This is a genomic window from Streptomyces sp. NPDC007863, from assembly GCF_040633895.1.
In the GTDB taxonomy this organism is placed as follows: Bacteria; Actinomycetota; Actinomycetes; order Streptomycetales; family Streptomycetaceae; genus Streptomyces.
Window position 1 is genome coordinate 1 of the sequence record NZ_JBEYEI010000007.1, and the last position, 14,211, is coordinate 14,211.

The 14,211-nt window shown below is 72.4% G+C and carries 10 protein-coding genes and 1 pseudogene; 8 read left to right on the forward strand and 3 right to left on the reverse strand.

Annotated features, from left to right (window positions below):
• Positions 1-86 precede the first annotated feature (86 nt).
• Positions 87-1,124, reverse strand: a complete 1,038-nt coding sequence (locus ABZ621_RS12680) for a DUF3533 domain-containing protein (protein WP_360603578.1) — start codon at positions 1,122-1,124, stop codon at positions 87-89.
• A gap of 189 nt (positions 1,125-1,313) precedes the next feature.
• Between ABZ621_RS12680 and dnaE the strand changes: the two genes are divergently transcribed.
• The 3 genes from dnaE (at position 1,314) to ABZ621_RS12695 (ending at position 7,014) form a co-directional block, all read left to right on the forward strand.
• Positions 1,314-4,988 (forward strand): DNA polymerase III subunit alpha, encoded by a 3,675-nt coding sequence (dnaE, locus tag ABZ621_RS12685; protein WP_360603580.1) that lies wholly within the window; start codon positions 1,314-1,316, stop codon positions 4,986-4,988.
• The gene (locus ABZ621_RS12690) at positions 4,985-5,941 is read left to right on the forward strand and encodes a hypothetical protein (protein ID WP_360603582.1); all 957 of its coding nucleotides are present in this window, start codon (positions 4,985-4,987) and stop codon (positions 5,939-5,941) included. Before dnaE ends, ABZ621_RS12690 begins: the two co-directional genes overlap by 4 nt.
• Positions 5,942-6,126: 185 nt before the next feature.
• Positions 6,127-7,014 (forward strand): alpha/beta fold hydrolase, encoded by an 888-nt coding sequence (locus tag ABZ621_RS12695; RefSeq protein ID WP_360603584.1) that lies wholly within the window; start codon positions 6,127-6,129, stop codon positions 7,012-7,014.
• On the opposite strand, the gene ABZ621_RS12700 is transcribed toward ABZ621_RS12695, so the two are convergent.
• A complete protein-coding gene (locus ABZ621_RS12700; RefSeq protein ID WP_360603586.1) occupies positions 7,011-8,024 on the reverse strand; it encodes a lytic polysaccharide monooxygenase in 1,014 nt (337 codons plus the stop codon). The two genes, ABZ621_RS12695 and ABZ621_RS12700, sit on opposite strands and share 4 nt — an antisense overlap.
• A gap of 621 nt (positions 8,025-8,645) precedes the next feature.
• On the opposite strand from ABZ621_RS12700, the gene ABZ621_RS12705 reads away from it, so the two are divergent.
• The 3 genes and pseudogenes from ABZ621_RS12705 (at position 8,646) to ABZ621_RS12715 (ending at position 11,809) form a co-directional block, all read left to right on the forward strand.
• Complete coding sequence (locus ABZ621_RS12705) at positions 8,646-10,481, forward strand: endonuclease/exonuclease/phosphatase family protein (protein WP_360603588.1); 1,836 nt, start codon at positions 8,646-8,648, stop codon at positions 10,479-10,481.
• 160 nt (positions 10,482-10,641) lie between these two features.
• Positions 10,642-11,277: pseudogene (locus ABZ621_RS12710) on the forward strand (NUDIX hydrolase); the annotation flags it as partial.
• Positions 11,278-11,392: 115 nt separating this feature from the next.
• The gene (locus tag ABZ621_RS12715; RefSeq protein ID WP_360603590.1) at positions 11,393-11,809 is read left to right on the forward strand and encodes a hypothetical protein; all 417 of its coding nucleotides are present in this window, start codon (positions 11,393-11,395) and stop codon (positions 11,807-11,809) included.
• A gap of 107 nt (positions 11,810-11,916) precedes the next feature.
• Here the strand turns inward: ABZ621_RS12715 and ABZ621_RS12720 are convergent, their stop codons facing one another.
• A complete protein-coding gene (locus ABZ621_RS12720) occupies positions 11,917-12,585 on the reverse strand; it encodes a response regulator (protein WP_360603592.1) in 669 nt (222 codons plus the stop codon).
• A 139-nt stretch (positions 12,586-12,724) separates the two neighbouring features.
• Here ABZ621_RS12720 and ABZ621_RS12725 point away from each other — a divergent pair, with 139 nt between their 5' ends.
• A complete protein-coding gene (locus tag ABZ621_RS12725; RefSeq protein WP_360603594.1) occupies positions 12,725-13,708 on the forward strand; it encodes a tripartite tricarboxylate transporter substrate binding protein in 984 nt (327 codons plus the stop codon).
• Positions 13,705-14,211 carry a tripartite tricarboxylate transporter TctB family protein gene (locus ABZ621_RS12730; protein WP_360603596.1) on the forward strand — a complete coding sequence of 169 codons (507 nt, stop codon included), beginning with the start codon at positions 13,705-13,707 and terminating at the stop codon, positions 14,209-14,211. The genes ABZ621_RS12725 and ABZ621_RS12730 overlap by 4 nt, the downstream gene beginning before the upstream one ends.

The following is a 14,211-nucleotide window of genomic DNA, read 5'->3' on the forward strand; positions in this document are numbered from 1 at the left end:
TCTGTGCCGGGCATCCTCGGCGTTTTCGTCCGCCGGGCCCCGTGCGGCGGCCCCCGCCGCGGCGGGGGCCTCCTCACGTCTCCGGATCAGGCCTTGGTCCCGTCCAGCTCGGTGGCGATCGGCTCGCCCTCCGGCTTCCGCTTCAGCGAGGACATCACCAGCGTGACCACGGCGCCGACCACCGCCCAGGCGGACAGCACCAGCATCGAGGCGGTCATGTCGTTGCCCTTGAAGTACGCGATCGAGCGCGCCGCCCAGGTGCCGGCGCCCGGCGGCAGGGCCGGGCCGATCGCCTTCCAGAACGGCGGCAGCATCGGCGCGGGGAAGGCGCCGCCCGCGCTCGGATTGCCCAGGACGACCACGAGGAGGATCGCCAGGCCGATGCCGACGATCCCGAAGACCGACTGGAGGGCGAGGGTGGCCGCGCCGACCGCGAAGACGACCAGGGTGCCGAGCCCCCACAGGGCGGCGACGGAGCCGGGCAGGGCGTCCAGGATCGGGCCGACGATGACCGCGCCGCCGAGGCCGCCGAGGACCGAGTAGACCGCGAGGACGCCGAGCCGGATGACCGCCCGCTCGCGGTTGGCCGGCCGGGAGCCGGCGCTGATGGCGAGGATCGCGGCGCAGATGTAGCCGCCGACGCACCAGCCGACGACCAGGTAGAAGGCGGAGAGCCCGTCGAAGTCCTGCGGCGAGGCGGGGGCCACGTCGACCGTCCGGACCTCCCGCCGCTGGGCCTCCTCCACCTGCGTGAAGATCTTCTCCAGGGCGGAGGAGAGCACGGTGCCGCCGCCGGAGGCGACGAGCAGGGTGTCGGTGCGGCTCGCCGGGTTCACGATCAGGGCCCCGTCGATCTCCCGGTTCATGATCTTGTCCCGGGCCTCGTCGGCACTGGCGACCGTCCGCGGGTCGAGCGGGTCGCCGGGCAGCTTCTCCAGCTCGCCGACGAGGGTGGCGGAGACCTGTGGGGGCGCGACCACGCCGAAGGGCACGTCGGTCGGCTTCGGGTCGTGCAGGGCCCCGACGTACGAGGTGATGAAGAGGAGCTGGAGGGCGAAGACCCCGACGACGAGCAGGGCGGCTCGGGGGGTGACGGCGCTTTTCAGTTCGTCGACGAGACTCATGCCCCCCAGGCTGCGGCCGAGGGGGTGTTTCCGCAGGCAGGAGGGGTCCGAACGGCTGACGGGGGTGGACCGCGCCGCGTATATCGTACGCACGTTCGAAATAGGCTAGGGTGGTGTGCGGGGATGGGAACGTCTGTACGAATATCGGCGCGGGAGCGCCGCCGGAGCAGGAAACGCGGGAGGTGCGCCATGACGGGCTTCACCCATCTGCACACCGCCTCGGGATACTCCCTCCGGTACGGCGCCTCCCACCCCGCCGCCCTCGCCGCCCGCGCCGCCGAGCGGGGCCTGGACGCCCTCGCCCTCACCGACCGCGACGGCCTCGGCGGCACGATCCGCTTCGCCAAGGCGTGCGAGGCGCAGGGCATCCGCCCCCTCTTCGGCGTCGACCTCGCGCACGAGTCCCTGGGCGGGTCGGTCGGGTCGGTCGGGCCGGACGGGGCGAGCGGGTCGGGAGGCTTCGGCGGCCGCGGTGGTTCCGGTGGCTCTGGTGGCTCTGGTGGCTCTGGTGGTTCGGCCGGTACCGGGTGGCGGGGTGGCTCGGGCGGGCCGGGCGGTTTCGGTGGTCCGGGTGGCTCGGGTGGCTCGGGTGGCTCGGGTGGCTCGGGTGGCTCGGGTGGCTCGGGTGGCGGGGTGACCTCCGCCCGCCGGGTGCCCGTGCGCGGCGGCGCCTTCGTCGACGAGTCCGCGCCCCGGGCCGTCTTCCTCGCCCGCTCCCGGACCGGCTGGGCCTCCCTCTGCGCCCTCGTCACCGCCGCCCACGCCCGCGCCCGGGGCGGGCGGCCCGTCCTGCCCGCCTCCGCCGACCCCGGCGAGGGCCTCTTCGTGCTGCTCGGCCCCGACTCCGACGTCGGCCGCGCCCTCGCCGCCGGCCGCCCCGACCGGGCCGCCCGGCTGCTCGCCCCCTGGCGCGAGCGGTACGGCGACGCGCTCCGTCTCGCCGCCGTCGACCACGGCCGCCCCGGCCCCGGCCCCGGCTCGCTGCGGCTCGCCGCCCGGACCCTCGGCTTCGCCGTCGAACAGGGCGTCACGCCCGTCCTCACCAACGCCGTCCGCTACGCCGACCCCGGCCAGGGACCGGTCGCCGACGTCCTCGACGCCGCCCGCCGGCTCGTCCCCGTCGACCCCCGCAAGGGCCTCGACAGCGGCGAGGCCTGGCTCAAGGACACCGCCGCGATGGCGGCCGCCGCCGACCGGATCGCCCAGGCCGCCGGTTTCCGCGCCGACGCCGCCCGCCGGCTGCTCGACCGGACCGCCGAGACCGCCGCCGCGTGCCTGGTCGACCCCGAGGACGACCTCGGCATGGGCTCCGCCCACTTCCCCGAGCCGCACCTGGTCGGCGCCGCGCACCGCACCGCCCAGCGCGTCCTCGCCTCCCGGGCCGCCGCCGGCATGCTCCTCAAGGGGTACGGGAAGCGGGCCGCCTACTGGGACCGGATGCACCGCGAGCTCGACATCATCGCCCACCACGGCTTCGCCAGCTACTTCCTGACGGTCGCCCAGGTCGTCGACGACGTGAAGGGGAGGGGGATCCGGGTGGCCGCCCGGGGCTCCGGCGCCGGCTCCCTCGTCAACCACCTCCTCGGCATCGCCCACGCCGACCCCGTCGAGCACGGCCTGCTGATGGAACGCTTCCTCTCCAAGCGCCGCACCGCCCTGCCCGACATCGACATCGACGTCGAGTCCGCCCGCCGCCTGGAGGTCTACCGGGCGATCATCGACCGCTTCGGCGCCGAGCGGGTCGCCGCCGTCTCCATGCCCGAGACCTACCGGGTCCGGCACGCCGTCCGGGACGTCGGCGCCGCCCTCTCCCTCGACCCCGCCGAGACCGACCGGATCGCCAAGGCCTTCCCGCACATCCGCGCCCGGGACGCCCTCGCCGCCCTCGACGAACTCCCCGAACTGCGCGAACTCGCGGGCGAACGCGAGAAGTTCGGCCGCCTCTGGGAGCTGGTCGAAGCCCTCGACGCGCTCCCGCGCGGCATCGCCATGCACCCCTGCGGGGTCCTCCTCTCGGACGCCTCGCTGCTCACCCGCACCCCCGTGATCCCCACCAGCGGCGAGGTCCCCCATGGCCTTGAGGGCATGGGAGGTGCCCCCATCCCCATGTCCCAGTTCGACAAGGAGGACGTGGAGGACCTCGGGCTGCTCAAGCTCGACGTGCTCGGGGTGCGGATGCAGTCCGCGATGGCCCACGCCGTCGCCGAGGTCGGACGCGCCACCGGCACCCGCCCGGACATCGACGCGATCCCGGCCGGAGACCCCGACACGTACGCCCTGATCCGCTCCACCGAGACCCTCGGCTGCTTCCAGATCGAGTCCCCGGGCCAGCGCGACCTGGTCGGCCGGCTCCAGCCCGAGACCCTCCACGACCTCGTCGTGGACATCTCGCTCTTCCGCCCCGGACCGGTCGCCGCCGACATGGTCCGCCCCTTCATCGAGGCCCGGCACGGCCGCGCCCCCGTCCGCTACCCCCACCCCGACCTGGAGGAATCCCTGAAGGAGACGTACGGCGTCGTCGTCTTCCACGAGCAGATCATCGAGATCGTCCGGATCATGACCGGCTGCGACCGGGCCGAGGCCGACCAGGTGCGGCGCGGGCTCTCGCACCCCGAGGAACAGGGCCGGATCAAGGCGTGGTTCGCCCAGCTGGCGAAGCGCCGGGGGTACGCGGACGAGGTCGTCGCCCGCACCTGGGAGATCGTCGAGGCCTTCGGCTCGTACGGCTTCTGCAAGGCGCACGCGGTGGCCTTCGCCGTGCCCACCTACCAGTCGGCCTGGCTCAAGGCCCACCACCCGGCCGCCTTCTACGCCGGGCTGCTCACCCACGACCCCGGCATGTACCCCAAGCGGCTGCTGCTCGCCGACGCCCGGCGGCGCGGGGTGCCGGTGCTGCCGCTGGACGTGAACCGGTCCGCGGTCGCCCACCGTATCGAACTGGTGTCCGATGAACCTCCGGTGTGGGGGCTCCGGCTCGGCCTCACCGACGTCCACGGCATCAGCGAGGCCGAATCCGCCCGCATCGAGGCCGGGCAGCCCTACGCCTCCCTGCTCGACTTCTGGGAGCGGGCCCGCCCCGGCAAACCCGTCGCCGAACGCCTCGCCCAGGTCGGCGCCCTCGACGCCTTCGGCGCCAACCGCCGCGACCTCCTCCTGCACCTCACCGAACTCCGCCGCACCCAGCGCGGCGCCGCCTCCTACGGCGGACAACTCCCGCTCGCCCAGGGCCGGAAGACCGCGCCCGTCGGCCTGCCGGACCTCGACGAGTCGGAGCGCCTCAGCGCCGAACTCGGCATCCTCGGCATGGACGCCTCCCGCCACCTCATGGGCGACCACCACGCCTTCCTCCGCGAACTCGGCGCCGTCTCCGCCCAGCGCCTGCGCTCCACCCCGCACGGCCGGACCGTCCTCGTCGCGGGAGCCAAGGCCGCCACCCAGACCCCGCCGATCCGCTCCGGCAAACGCGTCATCTTCACCACCCTCGACGACGGCACCGGCCTCGTCGACCTCGCCTTCTTCGACGACGCCCACGAGCGGTGCGCCCACACCGTCTTCCACTCCTGGCTGCTCCTGGTCAGGGGCGTGGTGCAGCGCCGCGGCCCGCGCAGCGTCAGCGTCGTCGGCGCCGCCGCCTGGAACCTCGCCGAACTGGCCGAACTGCGGGCCACCGGCGGCCTGGACGCGGTGGGGGAGCGGCTCGCGGAGGAGGCGGTCACCCCCGGGAAGAGCACCGACGACGGCCGCCGCATCCGCATGGAGACCGGCTACGAGATGAACCCCTGGGCCGACCTCAGGCCCGCCGGCGAGGGCGCCGCCACCCCGGCGCGCAAGCTCTGGCACAGCAGCCCCGGGAGCGCCGGATGATCCTCTGCGTACGATTCGGACCGACGGCGCGGGAGTCGCTCCTGCCCCGGCTCGTCGACCTGCTCGGCGAGTTCACCCCCGTCGTGGAGGCGGCCCCGCCCCACGAGGCGCTCGCCGACGTGCGCGGCGCGCTGCGCTACTTCGACCGCGAGCCCGCCGAGCTCGCCGCCCTCATCCGGGTCCGGGCCCTCGCCCTCCACGGCGTCGACTGCGTCATCGGCGCCGGGCCCAACCCGATGCTCGCCCGCATGGCCGCCCGGGAGGCCCGGCCCGGCCGCACCCTGACCGTCGACGACCCGGCGGCCTTCCTGCGCGACCGGCCCGTCGCCGCCCTCGACGGCGTCGGCCGCGCCACCGCCCGCACCCTCTGCGGCTACGGACTCGACTCCGTCGGCCGGGTCGCCGACGCCCCGCTCGCCGTCCTCCAGCGGCTCGTCGGGGCCAAGGCAGGCCGCGAGCTGTGGGAGCGGGCCCGGGGCATCGACCGCACCCCCGTCACGCCCCACGCGGCCGCCCGCTCGCTGGCCGCCGAGCGCTCCTTCCCGTACGACGAACTCGACCGCACCGAACAGCGCCGGGCGCTCCTCTCGCTCACCGAGGAACTCGGCGCCCGGCTGCGGGCGGAGGCCCAGGTCTGCCGCTCCCTCGCGCTCACCGTGCGGTACGCCGACCGCAGCACCACGGCCCGGAGCCGCGCCCTGCCCGAACCGACCGCCCACACCGCCGGGCTCACCGCCCTCGCGTACGGCCTCCACGACTCCCTCGGCCTCCAGCGCGCCCGGGTCCGCGGGATCGCGCTGCGCGCCGAGGGGCTCGGGCCCGCCGAACGGGCCGCGCACCAGCTCACCTTCGACCCGGCGGACGAGAAGGCCCGGCGGATCGAGGCGGTGGTGGACCGGGCCCGGGCGAAGTTCGGGCCCCGGGCGATCGTGCCGGGCTCGCTGGCGGCCTGAACGGCCGCCGCGCGGAACGCCCGCGGTGCGGAACGGTGATGACGACACGGCAGTTTTTACCGACGCGTAACTTCCCAGTCGGTAACACCCGTGCGTAACTTGGCTGAAGAGCATCCCCACTTGTGGTCCGGACCGCAGGGCACAGCACCCCCACCAATCCCCTTGAGCCGCAAGGAGATCGCCCGATGCTGCCCCGGAACCCCCAGAGCCCCCGGACCCTTCGCAGGCGCCTCGCCAGAGCGCTGTCCGTCCTGCTCCTGGCCGTCGCCGCCGTCCTCGCCCCCACCGCCGCCGCGCAGGCCGCCGACGCGCCGAGCAGGGGTTGGAACGACTGGTCCTGCAAGCCCTCCGCCGCCCACCCGCGCCCGGTCGTCCTCGTCCACGGAACCCTCGGGAACTCCATCGACAACTGGCTCGCGCTCGCCCCCTACCTGGTGAACCGCGGCTACTGCGTCTACTCCCTCGACTACGGGCAGCTGCCGAACGTGCCCTTCTTCCACGGCCTCGGCCCCATCGAGCAGTCCGCGGGACAGCTCGACACCTTCGTCGACCGGGTCCTCGCCGCCACCGGCGCCCCCGAGGCCGACCTCGTCGGCCACTCGCAGGGCGGCATGATGCCCCGCTGGTACCTCAAGTTCCTCGGCGGCGCCGAGAAGGTGAACGCGCTCGTCGGCATCGCCCCCGACAACCACGGCACCACCCTGCTCGGCCTCACCAGGCTCCTGCCGCACTTCCCCGGCGCCGAGGACCTCATCAAGGCGACCACCCCGGGCCTCGCCGACCAGATCGCCGGCTCGGCCTTCCTCACGAAGCTCAACGAGGGCGGCGACACCGTGCCCGGCGTCCGCTACCACGTCATCGCGACCAAGTACGACCAGGTCGTCACGCCGTACCGCACGCAGTTCCTCTCGGGGCCGGACGTCACCAACGTCCTCATCCAGGACAAGTGCGCGCTCGACCTCTCCGAGCACGTGGCCATCGGCACGGTGGACCGGGTCACCTTCCACGAGGTCGCCAACGCCCTCGACCCGGCCCACGCCACCCCGACCACCTGCCTGTCGGTGATCGGCTAGCCCCGCCGCGGCCGCCGGCCCGCCGCGAACAGCACCGCCGCACCGACCGCCAGCACACCGGCGCCGCCCAGCGCGAGGTACGGCGTGCTGCCGTCCCCGCCGGTCTCGGCCAGCTCCACGGCCTCACCGGCGGGGGCGGGGGCGGGCGGCGCCTGCGTCGTCGCCTTCGGCTCCGGACCCGTGGACGCGTCGGCGTCCCCGTGCCCGCCGTGCTCGACCGTGGAGTGCTCCCGGCCCTCCTCGATCTGCTCGTCGGAGGGCGCGGAGGCGACGGGCGCGGGCGCGGACGGCGCGGAGGCGGCCGGCGCGGTGGTGGCCGGCGCGGTGGCGGGCGAGGCCGAGGCCGCCGGCGTCGTCGGAGCCGTACCCCCGCCACCGTTCTCCCGCTCCGCCCCGAACACCACGTCGGAGCAGGTGTAGAACGCCTCGGGGGAGTCGGACCGCTGCCAGATCGAGTAGACGAGGTGGCGGCCCGACTTCTCCGGAACCGTCCCCTCGAACACGTAGTCCCCGCCCTGCATCCCCGGGTCGGTCACCGTCAGGAACGGCTCCGCCTCCAGGTCCGACCAGGCCAGCGGCTTCGACGCGTCGTAGCCGTCCTTCGTCACGTACAGCGCGAACGTGCCCTTGTGCGGCGCCGTCCCCTTGTAGCGGAAGGTGTGCTTCCCGGCCGTCAGCTTCGACGCCGGCCAGTCCGTCCGGGCGAGGTCGAGGCCCCGGTACTTGTCGTTGCCCGCGCTGCACAGCTTCCCGTCCGGGATCAGCGCCCGGTGCTGCCCGGCCGCGTTCGCGATGTTCACGCCGTTCCAGTCGTAGAGCGCCTGCGGCCCGCCCGCGGCCACCGCCGCCTTGCACGCCGCCGACGACGGCGACTCCGGCCCCTCCGCGTAACAGGCCGCCACCCGGCTCACCGGATCCGTCATCGAGCCGTGCGCGAAGGCGGGGGCGGCGGCCAGCCCGGACAGCACCAGAGCGGCGGCGGTGGCGGCGAGCGTACGGCGTGAGGTCATGGGGGGACGACTCCTTCGGGAGGGTGAGGTGGGGGTGACCAGCAAACTAGCCCGCGGGACGAGCGAAAAAGGCCGCGAGAAGCGGGAGAGGGCGATCCTTAGGGCCGCTTTAAGGCACCGCTAAGAAGGCCCTCAGGAAGCGACTGCGCGCCGGGCACGAGGCGTTGGGACAGCTGACCACGACGGTCCGTTGAGGTTCGCAGCGATGCGCCAGGTGTCGTGTGCGGGGCTCCCTGTATGGCTCTCCGGGGGAGCCACACAGGGGCCGCCGGCCATACAGCGGCACTGTCGTGAGGGACTCCGGACTCCTGCTGGGGGCGGTACAGGTGAGCGCTTCTCAGGGACGGCGCTTCGAGGTCGAGAGCGGGAGGGTGCCGGGCGGCTACTTGTTGCGGAGGAAGTGACGAGACACCGAGGACACCCCGGTACAGCTGAATCGAGCGCTTGAGGCCACCTCCCAGGTGGATATTGTTGGGTATCCGTGGCTACCGGTGGCGGCCCTGGGACGGCCCACGGACGGCCCAGCAACGTCCGGTTCGAGTGGGACGCCGTCCTGGTCTGTCGAACCTCAGTACGCCTCAACTTCGCCCAGCTATCGGCTGGGGTTTCGCAAGGGATCACGTGAGAACACTCAGGTCAGGGCTGGCCGTACTGGGAAGTCTGGTCTTCCTGCTCGCCGCCAGCGTCACGGATGCGCCGACCGCACGTGCGGCAGACGTGGTGGAGACGAGCACAGCGCCACCACTCAGATTCGCCACCTACAACATATGCGGGAACGCCTGCGTGAAGGCCGATGATCAAGGCCTTCGAGTAGGTGAAGTCATCGAGGAGACGGAGTCGACGGCAACTGGCTGGAAGGCTGATGTCGTATTCGTTCAGGAAATCTGCGAGTACCAGTACAACGGCATTCTGGGCACGCTGGCGGCGCGGGGATACGTCGGCAACTATGCGGAAACAATCCCCTCTCAGGGTGAGCCGGGTCTCTGCCTGAATAAATCGGGCTACGGGATGGCCGTGTTCGTGAAGGGCATTCTGGCCCCGAACGAAGACGGCTATGACTCCGATAATACCGATCTGGACCTGAACACCTATCAAAATCCGGCCGACAAGACAGGCCGCCTGGAAACAGAGAACATCAAGAGTCCTTGCATCAAGGCATACGTCCAGTACCGGCCCATGTGGGCATGCTCGGTGCACCTCTACTGGGGTGGCGAGAGTGAGGTCGGGGCGACCTACCGTGCTGCCGAGGCGAGGCTGCTCGGCGCCCAGGTTGCCGAATGGGATTCCACCGGCACCGGGACTCCGACGGTCCTTGGAGGGGACTTCAACACTCAGCCGTGGAACCCCGGAACGGATCCCTTCTACGAGCCGTTCCCGGGTTTCGATCAGGGGTCTGATGGAATCATGAAGGAGGTGGATGAAACCGATACAGAATTCTTCCAGAAGGACAATCCCAATACGGAGGCCACGGAAGAGAAGTGCGTCGAGCTCAACTTGTCCCGCTGCCGCTCCGGTGAATCCACGCACTACGGTGCCGACGCGAGAAAGATCGACTATATCTTCATGACGTCCCGGTTCTTCACGGACGTCAAGGGTGACGCGCTGTCCCGCAACGCGGCAGTTTCCGATCACGCGAAACTGCGCGGCGCTGCCAGCTGGGCAGACTGCGCAGTTTCCACACCTGCGGAACTCGCCAAGGGTGCGGTTTTCCGCGTCGACGCCTCCGGCGCACTGTTCCGCTACGCCGGTAAGATCGGCGGAGGCCTCGCTAGCCCGTGCAAGGTGGGCTTCGGCTGGCGCGACATGCTTCACATCTCCCGCCAGGGAAGCACCTTGGTCGCCGTGGATGAGGCCGGTGACCTGTGGAGATATCCGGCTGATCCGGCAACCGGCTGGTATTCAGGAAGCACCCGCGTGAAGGTGGGAAGCGGGTTCCAGGGCGCCGACGACGTGCTCACTCCCGGCGACACCGACGGCGACGGCAACCCCGATCTTCTCGTAAGCCAGGGGGGTAACCTGTCGCGCTACCCCGGCACGGCCACTGGTGGTTACAGCCCCACCGGCATACAGGTCGGCCCCCCCGCCGTCGGCAAATCGTGGGGCGACTACAACACGCTCATCGCTGCTGGAGACTTCGCCCGCGACGGTGTGAACGACCCCGCCCGCACTGACCTCATCGGCAGGGACGGCGCCGGAGACCTCTGGCTCCACAAGGGCAACGCCACCGGCGGTTACGCTCCGCAGGCCAAGATCGGCAACGGCTGGCAGACCTACACGGCTCTGGTTGCCCCCGGCGATCTCGACGGCGACAGCTACCCCGACCTGGTCGGCCGTGACCTCATGGTCGGCAAGGACTACGGCAACCTCTGGTTCTACAAGGGCAACGGCGCTGGCGGCTACGCCCCGCGTCAAGTGATTGGCAACGGCTACCCAACCGCTGACAAGCACCTCTTCTGACAGGTGAGGCCGTTCCTCAAGAACAAGAGGGACGGCCTTTCAGTCGTGCGGACGGCGACCGGGCTGGAGTGGGGTGTCAGACAGGAGCGCAGGCCCGGGCGCGACGGGCCGCCCGCGGCGGGTGCCTTGACGAAGTAGGGAAACTTCTAGCGCATCCCGCCTTGCCGGTCTGTCGAACGAGCACTTCATCAAGGCTCACGACCGTAGCTCCTACTGAGTGCTCGGCGGTGAGAGCGTTCCGACGCCGGCGGAGCTGGAGCCGTGGAAGATCCACGGGTCCCGCCACGTCTACGAGAACCCGTGGGTGAGCCTGGACCTGGTCGACGTCGAGCCCCCCGGTGTCGAGCGCTTCGAGCACCACGTCGTGCGCCTCTTCCGCGTGGCGATCACGGCCGTGATCGACGACCAGGACCGCGTTCTCATGCTGTGGCGGTACCGCTTCGTGCCGCAGCAGTGGGGCTGTGAGCTGCCCGGCGGCATCGTGGACGCGGGCGAGGACGCGGCCACTACGGCGGCCCGCGAGACCGAGGAAGAGACGGGGCGGCGCCCCGGCCCCGTCGAGCACGTGGTGAGCTGCCAGCCGATGATCGGGATGGTCGACTCGCCGCATGAGGTCTTCGTGGCCCGTGGCGCCGAGAAGGTTGGCGAGCCGAGCGACGCCGAGGAGGCCGGCGAGGTGGCTTGGATCCCCCTCGACGACATCCCGCGCCTGATGACCGAGGGCAAGCTCATGGGCTCCGGCACGCTCGTGGCCCTGCTCCGCATCCTCGCCTCCCGCTCTAGAGGCGTCCGCTAAGAAGCGGCTCAGGCAACCCCGGATCCGGTGATCACGGAAGGCGGGAAACCCCTGTGGCCGCCAAGTCCGCCTGGATACGCTGGAGTCGGCAGGCGACCGGCGGGAGGGGCGGTTCATGGACGCGGAGTTGGCGGTGCTCGCGAGCACGGCGGGGACGACCCTGATCGGCTTGCTGACCACCGAGGCGTGGCAGCGCGTCAGCGACGGCATCACCTCGCTGTGGCGCCGGGCCGAACCGGAGCGCGCCGAGGCGATCTCCGCCGAACTGGAGGCGACCCGCACGGACCTGCTGGCCGCGCGGGAGGCCGGGGACACCGACACCGACGGCGAACTGGGCGTGGAGTGGCAGGGCCGCATCCGGCGGCTGCTCGTGGCCCACCCGGAGGAGGCCGCGATGCTCCGCTCGCTCCTCGACGAACTCGGGCCGTCCCTCCCCGACACCCCCGCGGTCACCCAGCACGCCACCGCCTCCGGGCACGCCCGCGTCTACCAGGCGGGCCGCGACCAGCACATCGGCCGCTCCGCCGGGTGACGGACAGGCCGCTGGAGGTGCTGCCTCACGCCCGTGAGGCCGTCGCCGGGTACGAGCGCTTCGTTCCGGGCCGTCCCTCGGTGTTCAACGCCCGCCCCTCGTGACCCTCACCCCGCCGCCCGGTACCGCCGCTCCGGCCGCCCCGTCCCCCCGTACCGCAGGGTCACCTCGGCGCGGCCGGTGGCCGCGAAGTGTTCCAGGTAGCGGCGGGCGCTGACGCGGGAGAGGGAGCCGGCCTCCGCGCACTCGGTGGCCGAGAGGCCCTCGGGGTGGGCCCGCAGGATGCCCTCCACCAGCTCCGCCGTGTGCGCGGCCAGGCCCTTGGGGAGCTCGCGGGAGCCGCGGGGGCGGGTGCCGAAGATCTGGTCCACGTCCTCCTGCCGCGCCTCGTCCAGGCCGTCGAGGCGGGTGCTGAGGGAGGCCACGTGGCGCAGCTGCTCGTGGAGGGCGGCCTGGTTGAAGGGCTTGATCAGGTAGTGCAGGGCGCCGGCCCGCAGCGCCGCGCGGACCATGCCCGCGTCCCTGGCGGCCGTGATGAAGAGCGCGTCCATCGCGAGTCCGGCGCCGCGCAGCTCGCGCAGGACGCCGATGCCGTCCATGTCGGGCAGGAAGATGTCCAGGAGGACCAGGTCGGGGCGGAGCCGGTGCGCGGCGCGCAGCGCCTCCGCGCCGGTGTGCGCGACACCGACGACGGAGAAGCCCGGCACGGCCGACACATAGCGGCTGTGCAGCTTGGCCACCATGAAGTCGTCGTCGACCACCAGCACCTTCGTCACGCCGGACACGGTAGGTCGCGACCACAAGGACCACAACGTCCGTTGGTTGCGGAAGAGCGACAGCTTCCTCACGCGCGGGCAACATGTGGGCACTTCCCCCCATCACACTCGTCCACCCAACCACCGAGAGGCGGCCGCGTTGCGTCTTCGCACCCCCTTCGCCCTGCTCGGGGCGGCGCTGCTGGTGCTCGCGGGGCCGCCGCTGCTCACCCCCGGCAGCGGCCCCGACACCGGCACCGACATCCCCGGCCTGAGGTTCATGGTCCCCAACACCCCCGGCGGCGGCTACGACATCACCGCCCGCACCGCGGCGAAGAACGCCGAGGAGGCCGGGCTCACCGGCGACATCGAGGTCTTCAACCTGCCCGGCGCGGGCGGCACCGTCGGCCTCACCCGGCTCGTCGGCGAGCGCGGCGACGGCCGCGTCGCCATGTCGATGGGGCTCGGCGTCGTCGGCGCCGTCCACACCAACAAGACCCCCAGGACCCTCGCCGACACCACCCCGATCGCCCGGCTCACCGAGGAGCAGGACATCGTCGTGGTCTCCAAGGACTCCCCGTACCGGACCATCCAGGACCTGCTCGCCGCCTGGAAGAAGGACCCCGGGAAGCTGCCCGTCGGCGGCGGGTCCTCGCCCGGCGGGCCCGACCACCTCGCGCCGATGCTGATGGCCCAGGCCGCCGGCATCCCGCCGAAGGAGGTCAACTACATCCCCTTCGACGGCGGCGGCGAGCTCCTCGCCTCCATCCTCGGCTCCAAGGTCGCCTTCGGCGTCTCCGGCGTCGGCGAGTACCTCGACCAGATCAAGGCCGGCGAGCTGCGCCTGCTCGCCGTCACCGGCGCCGAGCGGGTCCCCGGCCTGGACGCCCCCACCCTCCGCGAGGCGGGGCTCGACACCGAGTTCACCAACTGGCGCGGCATCGTCGCCCCGCCCGGCCTCACCGACGCCGAGCGCGAGCGGCTCGTCACCCTCGTCACCGAGCTGCACGACTCGCCGCAGTGGCGCGCGTCGCTGAAGACGCACGGCTGGACCGACGCCTTCCTGCCCGGCGAGGAGTTCGGCGCCTTCCTCACCGAACAGAACGCCCGCGTCGACACGGTGCTGAAGGAGCTGGGACTGTGACCACCCCCCGGAAGTCGTGGCTGCGCGACCGCTCCGAGCTCGGCGTCAGCGCCCTGCTGCTGCTCCTCGGCGTCCTCGTCCTCACCGACGCCCTCACCCTCGACGTCGACGTCTCCGCCCGCGGCCCCGTCGGCCCCGCCACCGTCCCCCTGCTCGTCGGCTGCGGCCTGCTCGCCGTCGCCGTCCTCCTCGCCGTCGACGTGCTCCACGGCGGCCGCGGCGAGGCCGAGGGCGGCGAGGACGTCGACCTCGACGCCCCCGCCGACTGGCGCACCGTGCTGCTCCTCGTCGGCGTCTTCCTCGGCTTCGCCGTCCTCATCGGCCCGCTCGGCTTCCCGGTCTCCGGCGCCCTCCTCTTCTGGGGCGCGGCCTACGCCCTCGGCAGCCGCCACCCCGCCCGCGACCCGCTGATCGCGGCCGTCCTCTCCCTCCTCACCTACGGCGTCTTCGACCGGCTGCTGGGCGTCCCGCTGCCCGGCGGCCCGCTGATGGGAGTGCTCTGA

Bases quoted from the DNA above. Each gene is read 5' to 3' on its own strand.
- ABZ621_RS12680 (WP_360603578.1), bottom strand. From the start codon at position 1,124: ATGAGTCTCGTCGACGAACTGAAAAGCGCCGTCACCCCCCGAGCCGCC.
- dnaE (WP_360603580.1), top strand. From the start codon at position 1,314: ATGACGGGCTTCACCCATCTGCACACCGCCTCGGGATACTCCCTCCGG.
- ABZ621_RS12690 (WP_360603582.1), top strand. From the start codon at position 4,985: ATGATCCTCTGCGTACGATTCGGACCGACGGCGCGGGAGTCGCTCCTG.
- ABZ621_RS12695 (WP_360603584.1), top strand. From the start codon at position 6,127: ATGCTGCCCCGGAACCCCCAGAGCCCCCGGACCCTTCGCAGGCGCCTC.
- ABZ621_RS12700 (WP_360603586.1), bottom strand. From the start codon at position 8,024: ATGACCTCACGCCGTACGCTCGCCGCCACCGCCGCCGCTCTGGTGCTG.
- ABZ621_RS12715 (WP_360603590.1), top strand. From the start codon at position 11,393: ATGGACGCGGAGTTGGCGGTGCTCGCGAGCACGGCGGGGACGACCCTG.